We start from the raw sequence: 21338 nt of genomic DNA on the forward strand, positions 1-21338 counted from the left end.
ATTTTGGCAAAACGTAAAAGAGTGCTAACTGAAAAAAAAATTGATCAATTTGAGAAAGAAGGTAGAGGACAAGGGGAAAAGGAAAATTATAAGCCATGGTTTAATATTCAAGATGTGTCTTCTCACGGTTTATCTACTCGCGTAATGGGCTGGAAGACAAATCGAATTCATCATTTTTTATCTAAAAATGAAACGAATTTTTTTTATGAATGTGAATGGAATTTACATGTAAAAGATATTCGAGAACAATTTCCCCTTCATAGAATCGATACATTGGAAATTGCAAAGGAAAAAGGAATTAAACATCCAGTTGATCCACACTCAAAAACTCCTATTGTAATGACAACAGATTTTTTACTAACTTTAGAGATTGACGGGCAAAAAAAATTAGTTGCAAGAACTGTAAAGCCATCGAGCGATCTAGAAAACGGAAGAACACTAGAAAAATTCGAAATTGAACGTGAGTATTGGGAAAGACAGGGGATTGATTGGGGAATATATACTGAACTTGAGACGCAAAAAGATTTTGTAAATAATGTTGAATGGTTACATGGAGCGTATTATTTGCATAATGATTTTCAGCAGTCCGTATATGAGGCACTTTTATATCAGTTAAAATTATCTCTTCAAAACTATGGAAAACCCATTATTAAGGTTTTAGTGGATTTCGAAAATAAATTTAACTTAGAAAATGGCTTAGGTGTTGAACTGTTTAAGCATTTGATATGTCGAAAAAAGGTTGAAGTAAATATTAGTAAAAGGATCCAACTCCATTTTAATGTAGAAGATATTATTTTATCAGTAGATTAAGGTTGTGAAACAAGTGTTTGTTTTAAATGACATTCTTCAAATTACCGATATAAATGGTACAACAAAAGAGAGACTTCTGTATATCGATGAAGATTATAAATATTGTTATTGCATTAATATTTTTGATAAAAAAGCATTACCAATTAAAAGAAAGCTTTCAGATCTTGAAGAGCTATTTAACTCTCATATGTTAGAAATTTGTTCAGAGGAGCCGTTTAGTTATATCTATAAGGAAGATGAGAACTTATCACAAAAACAAAAAGAAATTAGAGACAAGAGATGGGGAATTATAGGAGAAATTGTGGAAAATGAGCCAGACATTTATGAAAAACATATTCGTGGTAGATTAGTAGAAGAGTTATCTCGTTCAACAAAAAAAATAAAATCCGTAATATATGATTATTTAAAACAATATTGGAGGCTTGGTAAGATAAAAAATGCACTTCTTCCAAACTATCAAAATTCCGGTGGAAAAGGTAAGGATAAAATCCTTAATCACAAGAAGACTGGAAGAAAAAGAAAAAACAGTGTGCTTGGTGAAGGTACTAATGTAACTGAAGAAATTAAGAACATATTTCAATTAAGTTACAAGAGGTATCTATCTAATCCAGGGAATTATTCTCTCAAAATCGCTTATGAAAGAATGATCCAGGATTTCTTTGTTTCAGAGTATCGATATGAAAATGGTACTAAAAAAGTTATTGTTAAGGATAGAAACGAGATTCCTACAATAAGGCAATTTAAATACTGGTATAACAAAATGTACTCCACTGAGCAAAAAATTAGGCAGAAAAAAGGTAATAGGAAATTTGAATTAGAAAACCGGCCTCTTTTGGGAACCTCTACAGGTGATATGTATGGACCAGGTACACAATTTCAGGTAGATGCAACTGTTGGAGATGTTTATCTTGTTAGTAAGTTTAATCGAAATTGGATAATTGGTAGACCAGTTATCTATTTCGTAATTGATAATTTTAGCCGCATGGTTGTTGGTATGTATGTGGGGTTAGAAGGCCCTTCCTGGAAGGGAGCAAGTACTGCAATAGCAAACACTGTAAGTGATAAGGTAGCATACTGCAGAAAATATGGTATTGAAATAAAAAAAGAGGAATGGGATGTGAATCATTTACCACAATCATTCCTAGCAGATAATGGAGAATTTGAGGGCTATGACGTAGAAAGATTAATTAAGACATTTAATGTAAAAGTTGATAATACTGCACCCTATCGGGGAGATATGAAGGGAATTGTTGAGCAACATTTTAGAACTATAAACCTTAAAGTAAAACCTTTTGTTCCTGGAGTAGTTGATTCAAGTGTCCGTGTAAGAGGTGATAAAGACTACAAGTTAGATGGAAAATTGACTATTAATGAGTTTACCGAGATCATTATTAAATGTGTTATTAATCATAACAATCATAAATACTTATCAAATTATGTAATGGATCAGCACATGATAAGTGATGGAGTAGAACCCATTCCTTGCCGTCTATGGGAATGGGGAATAAAAAATCGAGCAGGTAGATTAAGACATTTTTCAGAGGATATTGTAAAACTTCAATTACTTCCACGTAAAAAAGCTAGCGTGACTTCTAATGGAATAGAATTTAATGAAATGAAATATTCATGTCCAAGGGCCATAAAAGAAGGATGGTTTGTAGATGCTCGTAAAAAATCATGGAGAATTGAGATTTGTTATGATGATCGAGACGTAACACATATTTATATTCCAAATGAAAATGGTAGTTATGAAGTCTGTACTTTATTAGAACATCAAAGTCGCTATAAGCACCATACACTTGCCGATGTTATATACCTATTAGACTATGAAAAATTTCAAAAGGAAAAGTCAGAGCACTTACTATTACAGAAGAAGATCGATTTAAATAGCGATATCCAAAATGTTGTTAAAAGAGCTGAAGAAGCGTTTAGAAACGAAAAAAGTGAAATCAGTGATGCGCAGCGAAAAATAGGAATAAATGAAAATCGAATTATTGAGAAAGAAGCAAGAAAAACAGAAGAAGCGATAATACTATCAATTCCTGAAAAGAATTCGGATCCTGATATGTTAGTTTCTTTTGAAAAATTGGAATTAGAAAGTGAAAATATAGTTAATAAAAGCAGGTACGATATGTTGCTTCAAAAGCAGAAGGAGATGAAAGAGCGTGCACTTGGAAAGTAATTTATCCAACGGGTATGAAGAATTGGAGATGGTAGAGGCCGCCTATGATAAGCAAATCCTTGAGGAGTTTTGTGGAAATCCACTAATTGAAGCACTTCCTCCAATTTTGACTGAGGAAGAAATAATCATACTAACTTCAAAATTTCCAAGATTCAATGAAAAAGAAAGATACCTCAATCCAACCTATCGCTATCATTGTATTCAGAGACTCTTTCAATATTTTCAGCCATTTGAAATCCATTTGAATTTAGAACAACGGATTTCTAGAGCTATTAGGCAAGGGTATTTATCAAGGAATCCTCTCAATGCTGATTATGTCTCAAGAGTACAAGAAAATTATCTAAAACTAAAAAAAGGTGAGTTAATAGAAGATTATTCGACAAAGGCTCGACAAACATCTACTGGATTTACTATCATTGGCTTTTCAGGTATTGGAAAATCAACTGCTATTGATAAAATATTATCTTTATATCCGAAATTAATTAAACACACATCATATAAAGGTAAGATGTTTGATAAAATGCAAATCCCCTACCTAAAAATAGATTGTCCTCACAACGGCTCACTAAAAGGATTGTGTGTGGAATTCTTTTCTGCAATTGATCGTGTTATTGGGTCAAAATATTTTAAAAAATTTAACACTAGAAATAACATAGATACATTATTACAGCACATAATTCACTTAGCTCACACATATTCAATTGGAATTTTAATTATCGATGAGATCCAACATCTCAAATTGAATAAGGCAGGAGGAAGTGAAAAAATGCTAAATTTTTTTGTAACACTGGTAAATACGATAAACCTGCCTGTTGTAATGGTTGGAACAAACAAAGCTACTTCTATTTTACAAAGTCAATTTAGACAGGCTAGAAGAGGGAGTGGTCAAGGTGATTTAATTTGGAACCAAATGCCGTTCGATGAAAATTGGAAACTGTTTATTATGGGGATGTGGGATTTTCAATGGACCAAAAATTTTACTCCATTAACAGAAGAAATAAACAAACTAATTTACGAAGAAAGCCAAGGAATTATTGATATTGCAGTAAAAATATTTATGATCGCTCAATTGCGTGCAATCAGTTCAGGAACAGAAAAATTAACTCCCGCAATATTGAGAAAGGTAGTAAAAGAAGATTTGAAACTTGTACGGCCTATGTTGTTAGCATTAAAGTCTGGGATTCCAAGTGAAATAAATAAGTATGATGATATAAAGCCTATTGACATGGATGAGCAAATGGAAAAGTTTCGCGCATCTGTTGAACTACAAGAAAAAGTACGATTACAGAAGAAAATTGAAGAATCGAAACGAAATGCAAAGCGAGCTTCAATGATGGAAGAAATTGTTTTGTTTTTACTTGAAATGGGTACAAATGAGCAAGTCGCAAAGCGTATTTCAGAAAAAATAATTAAATCAGGGGATGAATCACTTATTTTGGTGGATGCCAAAAAGGAAGCAATGAAACTACTTCTCTTAAACGATGAAAGGGATAATGAAAAAAGACAAAAAAATGTTGCTCCAAATATAAAGCCAATAAATACTCTTATGAAAATTCATACTGATGCTAAAAAGAATAAAGTATCAGTTTATGAAAAATTAAGAGAAGCTGGCTATATAAAAATAATATTATAGGATTTTATTAGGAGTGGTCTAATGGTTTTTCATTTTCCTACGCCTTACCCAGATGAACTATTGTATAGTATTAACGCACGTTATCACGTACAGGAAGGAAATACCAGCCCTAAACATACGATTGAAGAACTGTACGGTAAAGCGACAGTTACTGCTGTTTTAGACTTGCCTTGTAATATAGATCTCCTAGTAGGTAATATAAACAATACCTTGATTACAAGTGATTATTTAATTGATCAACATACTTTATTCCCTTATTATGGTGCATTTCTAATAAATGAAAAATACAATAGAGTAAGAAAGTTAATGAAAGGGGAAAGTGGTAAAAGAGTACATCTTATTGCTGGACTTCGGACAAGCGCTATTAAACCGAAATCACATCTTATGCACTGTAAGGATTGCTTTAGAGAAGACGTTGAAACCTATGGAGAGTCTTATTGGCATAGGAGTCATCAATTACCTGGTGTTTTAGTTTGTTATAAGCATGATTGTCCACTTATAGAATCTAGCATTTCCATAAAGGAAACAAATCACCAAGAGTATATTCCAGCACTGAAAGAGAACGTAATCATAAATGGTAATTATGTAATAGTGTTAAATGGGACCTTCCGATCACATCTACAGTTTGCTAAGTTAAGTCATCAGTTACTAAATAATAAACTTAAACAACAAGTACCAAAAGGTTTAGAAATATTATTTAAGAATAAATTGCGCCAACGAGGTTTCGTATCAGTAAGTGGAAAGGTTCATCGAGAAGAACTTTACTCTTCTTTTTTAAGGGCATTTACAAGTGAATTTTTATGTGATGTTCAATCAAGTGTTACTTTAGATCCTCATAATTGGTTAACATCAATGTTTCAAAGTCATCGAAAATCATTTCATCCAATTCGTTTCTTATTACTAATGATGTATTTTGGGGGTGAATTGGGAGATTATTTTAATAAAAGTGTTGAATACCTTCCTTTTGGAAAAGGACCATGGTTATGTTTAAATCCAGTCTGTTCAAATTTTAAAAAACCTAGTGTAACTGATTTGAAAATTTCACGTTGTTGGAGTACAAGAAGGCCGGTGGGTACATTTTCATGTAAATGTGGATTTGTTTATTCAAGGCGTGGTCCCGATAAGGATGAAATAGATCGTTATAAAATCGGATTTATAAAAGAATATGGTGAGGTTTGGGAAAGTACGTTAAAAGAAAAAATGAAAATTTTTACTAGTATTAGGATGATTGCAAGGGAAATGGGATGTGCTCCAAATACTGTTAAGAAACACGCGACTCGTCTAGGGATTTCATTGAACCATTTTGAATTGAAGGTTGAATTAACTTATAAAATAAGTCAATTGGAATTGAATAAAGAGAGTAAAATCAATCAATGCAGAGAAAAATGGTTACAAATTGTAAGTGACAATCCCTTATTAAGCAAAACTCAACTACGTCGATTAAACCAGAACCTTTACCAATTCCTTTATCGCCGCGATTATGATTGGCTAAAACAAAATTCTCCGAAAGTACAAAGAGGAAACGCTAATAAAGAGCGTATTAATTGGAAAGAAAGAGACGAATTAATTTTGAGGAAAGTTAAAAATTTGATTGAAAATTGGGATCAAAATGTTGAAAAACCTACTCGGATAACTATTGGGAGAATTAGTAGAAAACTTGGAATAGAACCACTTAGGGATCAACGTAAAGTGAATCTCCCATTGACTATGGAATATTTAAACAAAGTTGTTGAGGGTTTTGAGACCTTTCGTATTCGGCGTATTAAATTGGTGGTTGATAAAATGATTAATAATGGTGAAGAGCTTAGAAAATGGAAAATCAAAAAACGTGCTGGATTAAATCACAAAAATAGTAAAGAAATTGAGTTATTCATTTCTAATATTGTTGTTAAGGATTAATATATTACTGGGGAACTTATTCGCACTTTTTTTATCCATAAGTAATTTAACACGATTACCCGTTCACGTTTAATTTCGATAAGCTTTAAGCTGTATCAAACAACTCATATAAGATTGATAGAGCATTCTCATAAATGATAAGTACATGTATGGTTAAGGATGTCTTACATGGTCTTTTACAAAGTTTGCAGATGGCATTCTTTGATTAGTCAATTACGCTTAATTACGAATTCGTAATTAAGCGTAATTTTTTGTATTCGATTTGACAATATATGTATTTTTCGTTTATTATATGTTTGTAACAATATTTACGGAATTATACGAATGTTTACGAAGGGGAGTGTTAAGATGAATCTTTATGATTTACGACTTTTTCAATTGCGCGCAAAACCAGGAGGGAATGATCGTACAACTGAGTTTTTAACAGAAGGTTACGTATGTATAGGATGGAGAGAAGTACCCGACATGACAAAAATGGGAAAAGAGGATATCCGTTTTGCTCTTGAAAATGCTTATAATTATTCAGGCCGTTCTCTTTCTACAAATTTGGGGACAGTTAATACGTTTCGAAATGTCATGCGTAATGGTGATCTCGTTTTAATGGCCGAAGGAGAAGGTGTTCATATTGGCGTAGTAGGAGATTATTTTTACGAAGAAAGTAAAAAAACTGATGATACTTGTCATCGTAGACTATGTGTATGGAAAAAAATGGTCAAAAAGGATGAATTAAATGAAGAAGTTCGTGCATTATTAAGGAACATGACAACAATTACGAAATTTAAATATCCTATTGTTTCATCTGGCATTCCTGAACTATTAAATATGACAAATAATTCTCTGCATAAAGATATAAATAAAAACCAACAAATAGAGAAAAAAACAACAGAAAAGATGGGGAGTTTATTTGATCAACTTGAAAAATTAGGAAAAACAGCTTTATCCATTTTAGAAGAGGAACTAGCTTCAACTGATCCAGATAGACGATTAAAAGCGGCCGTTGATGTGCTAGCTATAATGAAAAAATCTACCGAAGTAAAGGAGTAAGAATACTACAGCAGCATTTTGAAAAAGACAAAAAATTAATCAAAAGTAAATCGGGTAATTATACATTTGCTAGGAACTTTATTTTTCAAGACAATGCCGTCGACCTTGGAAATCGAAGAAATGATGATCGGAAAAATGACCATAGATAGTGGGAGTTACTTGATAATGTATAAATAAACAAACCAAAAAGCATTGAAAACTTTGTAGTAAATCCAAAATGCTCAAAATGTGATCGTTGCAATTTTAAAGAATTATGCATAGAAGGAAGTACAGAAGTAGCCCGACACTTCAACCGCTATGGATCTACCTCAGTTTAATAAAACAAACCGTTGATGTTGTAGCATCAACGGTTTTAATTATATAGCAACTAATTAATAATTTAAAGTTAATGAAAAATGTAAATATATAAAAGAAATCGTAAAATAAACAAATACAAGTTAGTTTTGTATAAGTTAATTAGTTTATTGAAATTAAAACTAACTTTTAAAATTATGAGTTGATTTTCTTGCTTCTAAAAATTCGAATTGCTCCTTTAATTTAGGTTTTACTTCTTCTCTTAGGTATTGTTTTATTTCAATGAAATTAATATTTTCCGTAATATTTTCATCAGGAAGATAAATGATAGGGTGGATCACTTCGATATTACCATCAAATTCCATCTCTCTGCGTAATTCTATTTTTTGAGAATCGATTGAAGGCATATCTTCAATTCTTGTTGTAATCTCCTCTAATGCTTCTTGGACTGATGATAACGAATTTTTCTTATTTAATAACTCATCAATAACGTCCTTTATTAAAGTATTAACATATTCTAAATTAACTTCATTATTATTTTCATTATCATAAATCATATTTTCTAAATCGGTAATTTGATCATTGATAGAATCTACTTGATCAGAAATATTATTATTATGTTTTGTGAGCTGATCAGTATCTATTAGGTCATATAGCTCCCAGGTTTCTTCAATATTTTCATCGATATTTATGAATAAATTAATTTTCGCAATAAATTTTTTAAAATCTTCATCTGTAATAAGGTCGTACTCTTCCATAATTTCTTGTACTTTATTTTCTATACTTTTTGCAATACTTTTCGTTTTAAAGTAAACGGTATCGTTAATTCTCTTTTCAACCAAGTATTCGTAATTTTCATCATAAACGGAATGTTGAGTTTTATAAAACTTATCAATTTTATTTTGTATTAACAACTCTGGGTAACCAATAAGTGCTGACTTAGTACTTAAGTTTAGAATATGCTTTTTTACCTTTTCTACTAACTGAGGTGTGGTTTCAGTATAAGTACCAATTTCATAATTTCTTGATGAGTAATTAGTAAAGTTTGCCGATCCAAAATAAAAGTATTTATCTGTTAAAATCATTTTGGCATGGTTAAAAATGCATAAATACAAGTTTAATTTAATTTTCTTAAACTTTTCTGGTAGTAGTTCTACTAGGTCTTCAATTTTGTTAATTGTTAAATTATTAATTATTAAATGAACCACAGTGTCTTTCAGTTGCTTTAGTTTTTTGATCATATGATTGTCGATGTTGTATGTAAATATTATTATTTCCTTAGACTCTTTGAATGGTTTATCTAAAATATCTTGATAGTTTAATTCATCAATTGTGAAATTGACTTCATCTCCAAATGTCGCTGTTAAAAATTCTTTCATATAGACCCCCATAATATGCTTAATATTTTATATATACTTATATATTTTAAAGAAAATAATTAATTTTTAAAATAATCTTTTTAGGTTCGTTGAAACGAATTCGGCTTGTTTCAAATTCACTTTTTGACTTATAGCGGCTTTAATTTGCTACAAATTACGTAATGATCAAATCGTTTTATTTCTATACATACATTTGGTTCTGAGGTTGAAGTCGATCTTAACAGATTTACAGATTTGAAGAATTTCATGGTCTTGCTGCAAACACTTTAAGGTAGAAGCGAATGGCATAGTGAGAAAAACACAAACAATATTTACCACTAAATGAATAATTTTGGTAAAATTAATGTTGCGTTATTTTATGGAAAATGAATTAGAAAATCGTTTAATTGTTTTTTAAAGAAGTGAAGTTGATAGGAGAGAAGAGTAAAATGGCCATCCTTTATACAATTGGCAACACTAATTTATTTACAGTAGAGATAGTAGCAAAGAATTTTGAAATGTTACTAAAAAACAATGCATCTGTAATTAGTAAAATTGTAATTTTTAATTCACCTGAAAGTCATGAACTATTAACAAAGCAACTAGCCATATACAGAAGATATATAGGGAATGTCAGGGTAGAGGAAGTAATGTTAGATAAAGTTGGGATAAGTGATCCAAAACAGTTTTCGAGTGTATTTAAAGAATCAGGTGAAAAGTTCGTAGATCTGACAAACGGGCAAAAGACAACTGCAGCATTGTTGTATTTATCAGCTTGTTTAGTGGGAATAAATAATATTTACTATCTATCCCTATCTACTCAGGAATATATTAAGTTACCCAAAATTAATAATATATCTGATTTGGCTCGTGTAAGTTATTTTGAGTTAATTTATTACATAGAAGAACTAGATAGTATATTTGAAAACACTGAATCAGTTTTTACTAAAAAAACATATGAAGATATAGAAACAAGTATAAAAACTTTCTTCAACGAGGGGTCTGCAAGAAGCTCAATTAGTGATGCAACTGCATTTGTTGAGGGAGTTATTTTAAAACTTGTTTCCTTTTTGCAAGAATACGAACCAGCTAAAAATTTTTCAAAAGAAAATAATGTTCAATTTAATACTCAAAAAGATCCGTTAGGAGCTGTTTCTTATTTTTTTAATTTATTTAGTAAAAAAAATGAAGAAGATCAAAGTCTAGTTTCTTTAATAACATTGCCGGGTTTACTAAGTGCATTAAGAAGCTTTAGAAATATTGCTGCTCATTCAAGTAATACTAGGTATGATTTGAAAATTGATGAGGTTAGGATAGTGCTAAACATGACGATTGAGTCATTAAGAAGAATTAGAAGTAGTCGTGAATTCTGGAATTATATAAATCTTCAGGAGACTTGTAATGTTTATTTCAATTGACGGTAATAATGTAGGGAAATTTCTAGAAGGATATATTATTAACGAAGATCTAGTAAGCTTAGAAAGTTTAAGTGAAAATATTAAAGCAGTGGTATTAGCTATAACAAACTTCATTAAAAATCAAAATGGCGAGGTTTATTTATCTGGTGGCGATAACGTTTTAGGGTGGTTACCAGAAGAAAACGAAGAGAAACTAATATCTTTTCTTAAAGAAATTAACAAGAATAGTGAAATTAAATTCTCTGCAGGTTCCTCAAAAGGACTAAAAGAGACATATTTAGCATTAAAATATTCTAAGTCTTTAGGGAACCCTAATTTAACAATTGTCGAAATTGAAAATAATAAAATTCAATTTAAAATAATTGAAATTTAAACAGCTCTAAAGAGTAAATAAGGATCATTTAAATGAAATTCATTCAACCAATTCTTCGATTTATTTAATAATATCGTTCATGTAGGAATTTCCAATAATGATAGGGATAATACTCTTTGTCCGAGTTCGGACTTTTAGTAATCTGAACGGAAGGATCGTTTGAGTCGTAGGGAGTGAGTCCTGTTACTTCCCTTTTTTTAAGCATGGTGTTTGTTACAACCAATGATTTATGAATCTCAGTCTAGGTTATTACAAAAATTTGAATTTGCTAGGTCAATCTTATTCACGAATTTCTTTTTTCTTATTTTGCCTTGAGAAAATAAAGGAACGAGTAGTGATAAGAAAATCATCTAAATAAATAGAATTATTGAAAAAGCATTACTCCGATTTAAGAAGTAATGCTTTTTTGATTTAAATGGAATATTTACTTGGTGATCGCAAATTGCGAAGATCCATTTTTTTGTCATTATAAAATTAGAGAATTCGCTTGTAGAACAATATTAAGGCGCTGATTAATCAGCACCAGCATCTTTTACATTTTGGCATATAGTTGAAGAAGAAGTTTTTTTATTTTATACTTTCATGCTCTATTTTACCAGTTAGTTACCCACATACGTGACTGATTAGGATTTTTAAAATCAACATTAAAGTCCGATTCATCTAAAGAATAGACATTATTAATCATCCAATCTGTATCAAGGGCATTCTTATTATACTGAAAGGAAGAGCTTCCAAAAGTTCTTTTGTTTTTACTATTATAAAACAATTCTAGAAAATTTGTTTGCATCGCTAGGATTTGCTTATCATTTTTTGAACTAGTAAATTTATTTAAAGAAAGATATAGTTCCTTCACAACATTTTCCCAAACAAATAGTTCTGAACTGGTGGCAAGTATTACGATAGAATTTCTTAATTTTTTCAATATAGACTTATCCCAAAGTTTAATTAATTTATATAATAACTTAGTATTTAGGTTGTATTTTATTTTATCTTCATTCCAATTTCTATCGATATATGATAACAAGAGGTGCAAACCTTTTGCCATTTCTATAGGAAATAAATTTATAAAGTTTTTATTTTGTAAAAGAAGTTGAATATAGGTATTTATTACTTTAAGATCTCGTTCAGCATTTAAGATAGTAAATTCAGTTAAAATCCTTATTCGATCAGATGCATCTCTAGAGGCTTTTACTGCATATACAGGTGTATAGGTGTATAAAAAATTGTTAAAAAATTTAGTTGCTGCATAAAAACTATAAATTGTTTGGTGTATACTATCATACTGATGAAGTATTTCAATTGGTTTTGCGAGTTCAGCTAGTAACAACTGATTCCTTGTACTCACTACACCTTCTATGATTTCTTCTCTAAATTCAGGTAAATCTAAAATATTGTTAAGAACTTCTCTAACATTTAATGTATCTAAAAAAGTAATATACATTCTTGGTGCTCGAAATGAATAATGATCCATGAAACCTAAAAACAGATTTATATTTTCTAAACTATCTTTTTCTTTAAATATCTCCTGAAAGGGAATTACTTTATTTTCCTCAATATTTATAAATTCTAAACTATTTCCAATTGGACGATCAGTATAAATTTTTATAGCCAAATTTCGATGCTTATTATTAATTATTCGAACAGGAAATGCTCTATCTTCATTAATAAATGAAATATTTTCTGCTATACCCGTAATAAGTTCTTTGAACTTTTCTTCTCCGATCTTAAGATCCTCTGGTGTATACATGACTCTCTTGAAAGTTACTTTTTCAAAAATATCATTTGGTTGGTTAAATGTTGGATAAGCTGTAATAACTTCGTTGTTTTCGTTCTTGACAGTAACGGATATCCAAATTCTTTTTTGTTTTTGATCGTGTTCCCATGCTCCCTCACCAATGAATGTAGTACACCATTTACGCTGTGATAAAATTATATGTGGGTTTCTAACTACTTGGTGTATAATATTCTGAATCTCATTTGGGCCAAGTTCTTTAGGGAATAATGTTTTAAAGGGTGAATTTGAAATCATTTTCCATTGATTTGCATTTACTAATTCCCTTGGTATTCTGTGAATCTCAACACCGTTATTTAGCACCATTTTATCAATAAAATGTTTTTCTTGAATAGCCTTATTTAAATAGTATGTATAAGTAAGTGGATTCTTTTCTTTATCCATTTCCAAATATTTTTCTTTTGCATATGTTGAAAAGTAATCCACGTCCAGCTTATAAAAAGTTGGATCAGTTTCTTCACGCTCAGATATAAAACGTTCAAATTCGCTAATAGAATGGAGCCCACCTTTAATTACTTTTTGCTCATAAACAAAAAATGGGGCATTTGAGAGACCTAAATCCCCTTCAACGATATGCTTCATATTTCTTTCATTAAATAATAAATTTAGTGGCTTAGGCGCTCTTAATCTAGCAAAGGTTTCTGGAGGGATTTTTTGTTCAATAATTAATTCATCAATATAATTAATCCAATAGATTTCTTCTAAAAATTCACTTGTAGTCATTAACGTGGTTCCTAATAAAAGGTTAAAATCTATGGAATGGCTAACTGGAAAACGTGTGTAGGTTTTTTTAAAGGTTTTCGTTGCCCTACGAAAAAATGATGTATTTCTATTTGGGTTACTTTCCCAATGTAAAAAAAGTGTTGTAAAAAAGTAAATATAATCATTAGGGGAATTAATTTCAATATATTGATTCGTTGAAAAACCTTTTTTTTCCAATTTTTCTTTTAAAGAAAATTGGGAATACGAGGCATCTTTCCCTATATATAAAAAATCTTTAAATTTATGTTTTGTTTTACCAACATTTTCGTATGTGTATAAAGTAGATTTCCAATATAGCCAAAAGTGCTGATGATCTGGGTTAAAAACCACATTTTTAAAATCTTCTTCCATTTTATTTAGTTCCATTATTTACACCTACATCTTCATTTTTTTAATAAATTTTATAGAAAGCCTTTATTGAAACTGTTATTGTATGTAACAAAAGTTTCAAAACTCTTGCTCATTTCCAATTAGTCATTACTTTTTCTTATATTCTATTTTTTATTTAGAATTCCTTGTTCAATTATATTGCCAGTTAGTTGAACAAGGAAATCCTATATATATCATGAGTGAGCTTACTAATAGTTCCGAAGAATCTGGTGAACAATTACGAGCATAAACAAAAAATCCTGATTACTGTCCACGGACAGCAATCAGGATTTTTTGATACATGTATGGATTCATACACTTTTTCGTTTTGTGGATGCTAAGATAGGGATTGATACACTTCATATCTTATTTTCAAGATCACCAGCAACCTTCCTCCTATTTTGGGGTTCCAAGAACAGAGCCAATCTTATAAATAATAAAGTATGAAACTTTTTTTGTTTATTATACATTTTTTTAGTATGAAACTTTCTTTTACATTTTTTTTAGTATGAAAGGTAAGGAAGCGGATTTGGCCTTTATTTAGTCTACGACTTTCTTGTACTTGAACAAAAGATTTGAAATTAAAAACTGAGCAGGGAGTGTAAAATGATGTTAAAATTTAACGATGAAAATATCATTCCTACAAAAGACGATTTTCATGTTAGTGAAGTTGATGAGCGTGTTGTAATAAGAAAACCAATTAAATAACGATAAATTTAAAGTACAGGGGACTAGTGGCGATGATCACTAGTCCTTTTTTATTTTGAATATGACGAGACATAAGCAAATTATTTTAAAATTCTCCATCTGAAAATTAAAACAAAAACTAAGAATAAACCCGTTTCAATCACTACATCTTAACAATATGGAAAAATTCAGCCGGGAGTGTAAAGTGATGATAAAAATTTACGATGATAACTTCATTCCAATAAAAGATGACTTTCATGTAAGTGAAGTTGATGAGCGTGTTGTAATAAGAAAACCAAATCAGGTTGAACTTTAATAACCAGAGAGGCTACGTTATTTCAGTAGCTTCTTTTTTGTTGCTTATAAAAACGTTTCATCCTTAAGTTAAAATCAGACTTTCAGATGGCAATCATAGATCCATTACCTGACCAAATGTACCCTAACCCAGCATTTAAGATTAAGTCTGAAGTAAAAATTAAAGGTACCGGATTAATTAATTGAGAACAAGGAGTAATAAAGTACGTTTCAATAAAAAGAGATAGGGAAGCGGAAGAAAATTCTGTTACCTATCTTTTTTTACATAAATAAATAGTTCGTTTTCACTATAATTTCACCATACTCTATTAGAATTCATTTTATTAAGAAATGAGAGGAGGGAAATAACATGAATAAAAAAGTAAAGAGGATAGTTACATGGGTCTCTTTAACAGCTGTTTTTGTTTTAGGGATGCATTTTTATCTTAGATTACTAGGTGGTTTTCATGAAAGACGTTTTGAAGATCGGCATTCAATGATCATGGATAGGGGTGGTCGTAATGATTTTAGATCACATCAGATGATGCATGGTCCACACCATTTTCATGATTTTTCTTGGATTGGTTTAGTATTATTCCTTTTAATCGCATTTGCGGTTGTGACTTTTATCTTTAAAAAGTTAGTTAAAAAGGGACAAGCTAGCCGAGTTAACCAAATTTCATTAGATACAACTAGTTTTAATACACCTGTAAACAGAACAAATGCAGATGTATTAGATAAATGGGAAAAAAATCTATTATCAAAAAAGGAGAATGAATAAAATGGGTATCTTTAAAAGAATGAAATCAATATCGTTAGCTAAAGTAAATGGAGCACTGGATGGTTTAGAAGACCCAATTTCAATGTTGAATCAATATATTAGAGATATGGAAGAGGATCTTCAAAAAGGACAAGAAGCACTTTCTCGTCAAATCTATCTAGAGAGTAAGCAAAAAGCACTGATTTTAGAGACAGAAGGGCTGATCAATAAAAGAAGTGGACAAGCAAAGCTAGCAGTAGAAAATGGAGAAGATTCCATTGCAAAACTGGCAATACAGGAAAAACTTGTTCATGAAAAACAGTTAAGCCAATATAATGAGCAGCTAAATACAATTCAAAATCAAACTCAGTCACTTTATGAAAAACTAGATGAACTGAAAGGTAAATATGATGAATATTTGCACAAGAGATTATTATTAGTTTCTAGAGCAAATATTGCAAAATCAATTAAACAAATTCAACAAACATCAGTTTCATTTAATTCAGAAACAATCGCAAATGGAATTTCGCGTGCAGAAGATCGAATACTTATGATGGAAGCAGAAGTACAAGCTCAAAATAAATTTGCATATCATAATAACTTATCTAATGGATACAAAGATAACATAATGAGTGAAGAAATAGAAGAAGAACTTCAAAAGCTAAAACAGCATGCTGTGGAAACTGCGTAAGGTCATGATCTAAAAGCAATATAGGGGAGCACCGTATTAATTAACGGGTGCTTCCTTTTATTTTATAATTGATTTGAAAATGGAAAAGATGAAGAAGACAACCGAAAAATATAGAAATACTTATATAAAACGAGGGAGTATTTTGATGATGAATATACTAGTAGCTGAAGATGATCTGATACTTGGTGAGCTAATCAGTTATATGTTAAAGAAAAAATCAGGTTATAAAGTGGAGTGGGTTACAGAGGGAGAAGAAGCTTATTATTACGCTACGAACACCCATTATGATGTTTTAATATTAGATTGGATGATGCCAGGTGGAACAGGAATAGAAGTGTGTCGTAGGTTACGCAAAGAAGGGTATTCAGGAGCGATTCTAATCCTTACAGCGAAAGACGCCCTAGAGGACCGCATTGTAGGACTGGACTCAGGAGCTGATGATTATTTAGTTAAACCTTTTGAAATTGATGAGCTACTAGCTCGATTAAGAGCACTTTCTAGACGTAATTATGCCCCTATATTAGAGGAAGAAATTCCTATTAGTGATATGATTCTAAATCGTACAAGCCAATCAATCAGAGGTGGAGACACTGAAATACAACTAAGCCCACGCGAATTTCAATTAGTTGATTTTTTAATACAGAATAAAGGGCAAGTATTACCTCGCGAAATTATTTTGGAGCGTGTTTGGGGTTTTGATTCAGATGTTGCAATGAAAACGATAGATGCCACTGTTAAACTTCTTCGAAAGAAACTAGATTTGCTTGGTAAACAAGATTTGCTACAAAGTATTAGAGGGGTAGGATATAAATTTGATAACTAATCTTATTTCTTTTTTACGGGATTTTCAAAAACGTGGAAGAAGGGATGTTTTTAAGCGCACTCAAAATCGCTTAACTGTACTATATAGCGGACTTGTCATGCTTTTTCTAATTATATTCATAATGATAGTCTTTGCAGTATTATATGTAGTCATAATGAATGATCAAAGACGGACTGTGGAATCATTGGCTAATCAAGAAGCAAAAATTATCGAAAATTATATGATTCAAAATCAACAAGGAAACCTTCAGGACGATAACCAAGAAGTCGTTTTAGCAGGTGTCGATCAATTTTTTTATTATGTAGTTAATCCAAATGGCGAATTAATAATGGGACAGGAGGATATCCCGCAAATAAGGTCTAGGCTGTTTGGGCAAATAAAAGATTGGATTCCTAAAGGAAATGAAACTCGAAAAGTAAAAATTAAAATAGAGCATGAAGAGTTCGAAAAGGATATGAGAAAATTACATGATCATGAAATACATGTTCCTTCAAATCGAAAAGAGATTAATCTGATGATTGCAGGGAAACCACTATTTTATAAAGGAGATTTCATCGGTACAATCTATGCTGGAAAAGATATTTCGGATGTTTATCATTTATTCAAATTTGTTGTCATCATACTGATTGTCTTAACAATCGTATTTTCTGGAGTTGCACTATATATAAGTTTTTTCATGTCAAAAAAGGCGATGATCCCTATTTTTAAATCATTTAATCGACAGCGCGAATTTGTTGCAGATGCGTCTCATGAGTTAAGAACACCGTTATCCGTTTTGCTATCATCTATCGATGCAATGGAAATGACGATCGATACAGAGAAAGATGATTTTTCTCGAAAGCTTTTATTTAACATGAAAGACGAAGTAAAAAGGATGACAAATTTAGTCAGTGGCTTATTAACTTTAGCTCGTTCAGACTCGGATCAAGTTGAAATTAAATTAGAGAAATTTGAGTTTCGTTCTATTGCAGAAAAAGCAATTTTGGCTTTGCAACCGTTAGCAGCATCAAAACAAATCAATTTAAACTTAACAGCTCCGGAGAACGTAATCGCTGGGGGAGACCCTGAAAAGTTATCACAACTATTATATATTTTAATAGATAACGGGATTAAGTATACCCCTAGCGGAGGAGAGGTCCAGTTAGTTCTTTTAAATAAAGAAAATGAAATATGTATACAAGTAACTGATACTGGGATTGGGATTAAAGCAGAAGACCATGCCCGAATATTTGACCGTTTTTATCGATCTGATAAAACAAGATCTAGACAAATTGGAAGTCATGGTTTAGGCTTGGCGATTGCAAAATGGATCGTGGAAATCCATAATGGAACTATTCAGGTAAATAGTGAAGTTGGAAAAGGGAGTACATTTACTATTCGAATTCCTATTTCTAATATGAATAGTAAAAGGTCGTAGAATGGGTTTTATAATACTAAAAAGCAAGATTAGAATAAACGTTACAAAGAAGTAAAAAATATAAAAGGATAATTATTAGTGGGGTCTTTTCCTTTTGTTTAATACGAACAATTGCTGAAATTTGATTTCCATTTTTCCTAAAAGAGAGGAATGTTGACGTTGAAAATTGCTTTCATTGCACACGATCAAAAGAAAACAGAATTAGTAAATTTTGCAATGGCATATGAATCTATTTTATCTAAACATGAATTATATTCCACAGGAACGACTGGAACAAGAATAATGGAAAATACAAAATTAAAAATACATCGATTTAATTCTGGCCCACTTGGGGGAGATCAGGAAATCGGTGCCCTAATAGCCAAGAATTTGATGGATATTGTAATCTTCTTTCGTGATCCACTTACTGCGCAACCGCATGAACCGGATATTTTGGCTTTAATTCGTTTGTGTGATGTTTACTCAGTTCCTTTAGCAACGAACATGGGTACTGCAGAAATTTTAATACATGGGCTAGAGCGTGGGGATTTAAAGTGGAGAAATATCATACATGAAAAACAAAATCGAGACAAAAGCGATGAAGAAATCGAATAATTAACTTTGATGAAGGAAATAGTAATTCTAGTTCAGTTGAAAAGGAGGATTATGATGGATAATCAAGGATTTGGACATACACATGACACGGGTGAAACAGTTAAGATTTCGGGCTACTATACTGACTCAGACGGGGAGCACATTGAATTAGAGGCAGGACAAAAGTTTCCTAATTGCCCTTCATCAGGAAAACCAACTAAATGGAGACATGGTCGCTAAAAGTAGGAATTTAGATAATAAAGTAAAAGATTGTACTTTATGTAATTAATACATAGTACAATCTTTTTTTACTTAAACTGATACGCTATACATTAGACCAAGGTACATTGTAATCACAAAACAAATACTAAATGAAACTGGTAGCACGATTTTTGTCTTTTTAATAAAGCTTATTACTAATAAGACTAGGAAGATGATCGACATACTCATTAACATCGTTCCTTCTAATGTGAATGTAAAAGCTAGTCTAATAGGTAAAGTAATATCAATCCCCATAATCCATTCAATCCATTTAGACGGACCTTCATTTTGCAAAGTTAAATTAATATTATGTGGTGGAGATTTAGTACCCATTATAGCTGTAAAAAAGAACACAAATGTGATTGTAATATACTCTGTTTTTAACCAGCCACGAATATTATTCGAAGTCGAGGACTTTCTCATTAGTACGCCATTGAAAAATGCAAAAAACAATACAGGAATGATACTAATGTGCTTTAACAGTAACATCTGTCCATAAGGAAGTAACCAAGCATTCGTATAGTCTTTTAACCTAATGACTTCTAGCATTAGTACTACTCCACTAATAAAAATAAGTACGACACATATGATTGCTAAAGGTGTAAACCATTTTAAAAATTTACGATAGTTTTTTGTATCCTTAGTAAGCCAAGTGACATTAAATAAAATGCCACTCCAAATAGAAACCATTAGGAAATGGCTACTTTGAAAGATAAACCCTGTCCAAAAGTTCATAGAGGTAATATGGCCAGCATAACCGATACTTAAAATCATCATGAATAACCAAAAGAAATTAAAAAACTTTTTACCATCGCTATAAATATTTATGACTAACATAATGGCAAACATACTCGAGTAGATCCATGTATTACCTATAGCAGTTTTTATGAAAACAGAATAAATAGCTGTTTTAAGATGAACATCGTCTAAGAAAAATGTAATAACTCGTAGAGCAGGAAATAGTGAAAAGAACAATATGCCGACAATAACCGAGTAAATAGTACGTTTCGAAATGATTATTGTTAGTTTTTTATGTGACGGCACAAAATCTAGTACAAACTTTCCTACTAATATGGAATAAAGTAAATATGTTATGAACTCAGTGATTGGAACGATATAACTCATTTTCTATTCCAAAGAACAACTCCACCAACCATTAACGCAATTCCAAATATCCCGATTGCAATTAATGGAATTAGATATTTCGATCTTTCTTTTTTAGGAGTAGCCTCTTTTTGCTTTTCTTTACTTGGCGTTTGATCCTTAACTGCTTTGTCAGTCGTTTTATTTTCAGTTGTTGTCTTATTTTCAACTTGCTTTAATTGCACTTTGAATGGAATTTGACCAGTTACTGGATGCCCATCTTCACTTACAACTTTCCACTCAATCTTATAATCACCATTTTCTAAACCGTTTGGTAAATCAGCAATTAATTTATTATCTTTAACTTGCACATTCGTAACAGCTGTAGCAGTTCCAGCTTTATACAATTTGATCGTACCTAATTGCTCAAGAGCCTCTTCAAATTCAAGCGTAATTTGATTAATTGGTTCAGTTATAATTTGCCCATTTGATGGATTAGAAGAAACTAGTTTAGTATGGGCACTCGCCATAGTTGGGAATAAAAATAGCAGTAAAATAATGATTGATAAACCTTTTTTCATATAAATCTCCTTCTTTATGTAAAAATTAGTGCTTAATTTAATATAATGTAAAAACATGTAATTATGAAATATTATTATTTTAGTTAAATTAACCACTCAATTCAATTAGACATTTTGGTTCAAAAATGTGATGTAATCGTGAAGAAGACGTAACTAGTCAGTTTATATTTTGTAATCTTATAAAAAGTAGTGGCTGGTTTTAATTAAGAAAATTAACTTATTAAAAACAATTCT

At 31.0% G+C, this 21338-nt stretch carries 17 protein-coding genes; 13 read left to right on the forward strand and 4 right to left on the reverse strand.

All coding sequences use genetic code 11. From position 1 onward, the window contains the following. Positions 1-3 precede the first annotated feature (3 nt). The 5 genes from B6K90_RS20080 (at position 4) to B6K90_RS20100 (ending at position 7568) form a co-directional block, all read left to right on the forward strand. A complete protein-coding gene (locus tag B6K90_RS20080) occupies positions 4-810 on the forward strand; it encodes a TnsA endonuclease N-terminal domain-containing protein (RefSeq protein ID WP_088014531.1) in 807 nt (268 codons plus the stop codon). Positions 811-814: 4 nt separating this feature from the next. Beyond that, positions 815-2992: a Mu transposase C-terminal domain-containing protein gene (locus B6K90_RS20085; RefSeq protein ID WP_139840769.1), complete on the forward strand. Its 2178-nt coding sequence runs from the start codon at positions 815-817 to the stop codon at positions 2990-2992. Then, the gene (locus B6K90_RS20090) at positions 2982-4625 is read left to right on the forward strand and encodes an ATP-binding protein (RefSeq protein ID WP_139840770.1); all 1644 of its coding nucleotides are present in this window, start codon (positions 2982-2984) and stop codon (positions 4623-4625) included. The genes B6K90_RS20085 and B6K90_RS20090 overlap by 11 nt, the downstream gene beginning before the upstream one ends. Before the next feature lie 21 nt (positions 4626-4646). Further along, positions 4647-6524 (forward strand): TnsD family Tn7-like transposition protein, encoded by a 1878-nt coding sequence (locus tag B6K90_RS20095; RefSeq protein ID WP_088014534.1) that lies wholly within the window; start codon positions 4647-4649, stop codon positions 6522-6524. A gap of 348 nt (positions 6525-6872) precedes the next feature. Beyond that, positions 6873-7568: a hypothetical protein gene (locus tag B6K90_RS20100; RefSeq protein ID WP_088014535.1), complete on the forward strand. Its 696-nt coding sequence runs from the start codon at positions 6873-6875 to the stop codon at positions 7566-7568. Positions 7569-8044: 476 nt separating this feature from the next. Here the strand turns inward: B6K90_RS20100 and B6K90_RS20105 are convergent, their stop codons facing one another. Continuing rightward, on the reverse strand, positions 8045-9241 hold the full coding sequence (locus B6K90_RS20105) for a phospholipase D-like domain-containing protein (RefSeq protein ID WP_088014536.1): 1197 nt from the start codon (positions 9239-9241) through the stop codon (positions 8045-8047). A gap of 428 nt (positions 9242-9669) precedes the next feature. Between B6K90_RS20105 and B6K90_RS20110 the strand changes: the two genes are divergently transcribed. After that, positions 9670-10638, forward strand: coding sequence for a hypothetical protein (locus tag B6K90_RS20110; RefSeq protein WP_088014537.1), 969 nt, complete (start codon positions 9670-9672; stop codon positions 10636-10638). Further along, positions 10622-11011 carry a mCpol domain-containing protein gene (locus B6K90_RS20115; protein WP_088014538.1) on the forward strand — a complete coding sequence of 130 codons (390 nt, stop codon included), beginning with the start codon at positions 10622-10624 and terminating at the stop codon, positions 11009-11011. Before B6K90_RS20110 ends, B6K90_RS20115 begins: the two co-directional genes overlap by 17 nt. 592 nt (positions 11012-11603) lie before the next feature. Here the strand turns inward: B6K90_RS20115 and B6K90_RS20120 are convergent. After that, a complete protein-coding gene (locus tag B6K90_RS20120) occupies positions 11604-13931 on the reverse strand; it encodes a hypothetical protein (RefSeq protein WP_088014539.1) in 2328 nt (775 codons plus the stop codon). A 1354-nt stretch (positions 13932-15285) separates the two neighbouring features. Between B6K90_RS20120 and B6K90_RS20125 the strand changes: the two genes are divergently transcribed. The 6 genes from B6K90_RS20125 to B6K90_RS23850 all read left to right on the forward strand — a co-directional run bounded on the left by B6K90_RS20125 (position 15286) and on the right by B6K90_RS23850 (position 19419). Then, positions 15286-15696: a hypothetical protein gene (locus B6K90_RS20125; protein ID WP_088014540.1), complete on the forward strand. Its 411-nt coding sequence runs from the start codon at positions 15286-15288 to the stop codon at positions 15694-15696. Between the two features lies 1 nt (position 15697). Beyond that, positions 15698-16366, forward strand: coding sequence for a PspA/IM30 family protein (locus B6K90_RS20130; protein ID WP_167555443.1), 669 nt, complete (start codon positions 15698-15700; stop codon positions 16364-16366). Between the two features lie 148 nt (positions 16367-16514). Continuing rightward, positions 16515-17189: a response regulator transcription factor gene (locus B6K90_RS20135; protein ID WP_088014575.1), complete on the forward strand. Its 675-nt coding sequence runs from the start codon at positions 16515-16517 to the stop codon at positions 17187-17189. Then, entirely contained in the window at positions 17179-18606 is a 1428-nt protein-coding gene (locus B6K90_RS20140; RefSeq protein WP_235821864.1) for a sensor histidine kinase, read from the forward strand. Before B6K90_RS20135 ends, B6K90_RS20140 begins: the two co-directional genes overlap by 11 nt. A 159-nt stretch (positions 18607-18765) precedes the next feature. Further along, on the forward strand, positions 18766-19200 hold the full coding sequence (locus B6K90_RS20145) for a methylglyoxal synthase (RefSeq protein ID WP_088014542.1): 435 nt from the start codon (positions 18766-18768) through the stop codon (positions 19198-19200). 54 nt (positions 19201-19254) lie between these two features. Next, positions 19255-19419, forward strand: a complete 165-nt coding sequence (locus tag B6K90_RS23850; RefSeq protein WP_167555444.1) for a hypothetical protein — start codon at positions 19255-19257, stop codon at positions 19417-19419. Between the two features lie 72 nt (positions 19420-19491). On the opposite strand, the gene B6K90_RS20150 is transcribed toward B6K90_RS23850, so the two are convergent. Both B6K90_RS20150 and B6K90_RS20155 read right to left on the reverse strand, forming a co-directional pair. Further along, the gene (locus B6K90_RS20150; protein WP_088014543.1) at positions 19492-20565 is read right to left on the reverse strand and encodes a copper resistance D family protein; all 1074 of its coding nucleotides are present in this window, start codon (positions 20563-20565) and stop codon (positions 19492-19494) included. Then, on the reverse strand, positions 20562-21104 hold the full coding sequence (locus tag B6K90_RS20155) for a copper resistance CopC family protein (protein WP_167555445.1): 543 nt from the start codon (positions 21102-21104) through the stop codon (positions 20562-20564). The genes B6K90_RS20150 and B6K90_RS20155 overlap by 4 nt, the downstream gene beginning before the upstream one ends. Between the last annotated feature and the right edge of the window lie 234 nt (positions 21105-21338).

This window comes from Gottfriedia acidiceleris (assembly GCF_002128425.1).
GTDB classification, from domain to species: domain Bacteria; phylum Bacillota; class Bacilli; order Bacillales; family Bacillaceae_G; genus Gottfriedia; species Gottfriedia acidiceleris.

What these genes read in the sequence shown, in the direction of transcription:
- B6K90_RS20130 (WP_167555443.1), top strand. Translation starts at nt 15,698, where the DNA reads ATGGGTATCTTTAAAAGAATGAAATCAATATCGTTAGCTAAAGTAAAT.
- B6K90_RS20105 (WP_088014536.1), bottom strand. Translation starts at nt 9,241, where the DNA reads ATGAAAGAATTTTTAACAGCGACATTTGGAGATGAAGTCAATTTCACA.
- B6K90_RS20100 (WP_088014535.1), top strand. Translation starts at nt 6,873, where the DNA reads ATGAATCTTTATGATTTACGACTTTTTCAATTGCGCGCAAAACCAGGA.
- B6K90_RS20110 (WP_088014537.1), top strand. Translation starts at nt 9,670, where the DNA reads ATGGCCATCCTTTATACAATTGGCAACACTAATTTATTTACAGTAGAG.
- B6K90_RS20150 (WP_088014543.1), bottom strand. Translation starts at nt 20,565, where the DNA reads ATGAGTTATATCGTTCCAATCACTGAGTTCATAACATATTTACTTTAT.
- B6K90_RS20135 (WP_088014575.1), top strand. Translation starts at nt 16,515, where the DNA reads ATGAATATACTAGTAGCTGAAGATGATCTGATACTTGGTGAGCTAATC.
- B6K90_RS23850 (WP_167555444.1), top strand. Translation starts at nt 19,255, where the DNA reads ATGGATAATCAAGGATTTGGACATACACATGACACGGGTGAAACAGTT.
- B6K90_RS20115 (WP_088014538.1), top strand. Translation starts at nt 10,622, where the DNA reads ATGTTTATTTCAATTGACGGTAATAATGTAGGGAAATTTCTAGAAGGA.
- B6K90_RS20120 (WP_088014539.1), bottom strand. Translation starts at nt 13,931, where the DNA reads ATGGAACTAAATAAAATGGAAGAAGATTTTAAAAATGTGGTTTTTAAC.
- B6K90_RS20125 (WP_088014540.1), top strand. Translation starts at nt 15,286, where the DNA reads ATGAATAAAAAAGTAAAGAGGATAGTTACATGGGTCTCTTTAACAGCT.
- B6K90_RS20095 (WP_088014534.1), top strand. Translation starts at nt 4,647, where the DNA reads ATGGTTTTTCATTTTCCTACGCCTTACCCAGATGAACTATTGTATAGT.
- B6K90_RS20155 (WP_167555445.1), bottom strand. Translation starts at nt 21,104, where the DNA reads ATGAAAAAAGGTTTATCAATCATTATTTTACTGCTATTTTTATTCCCA.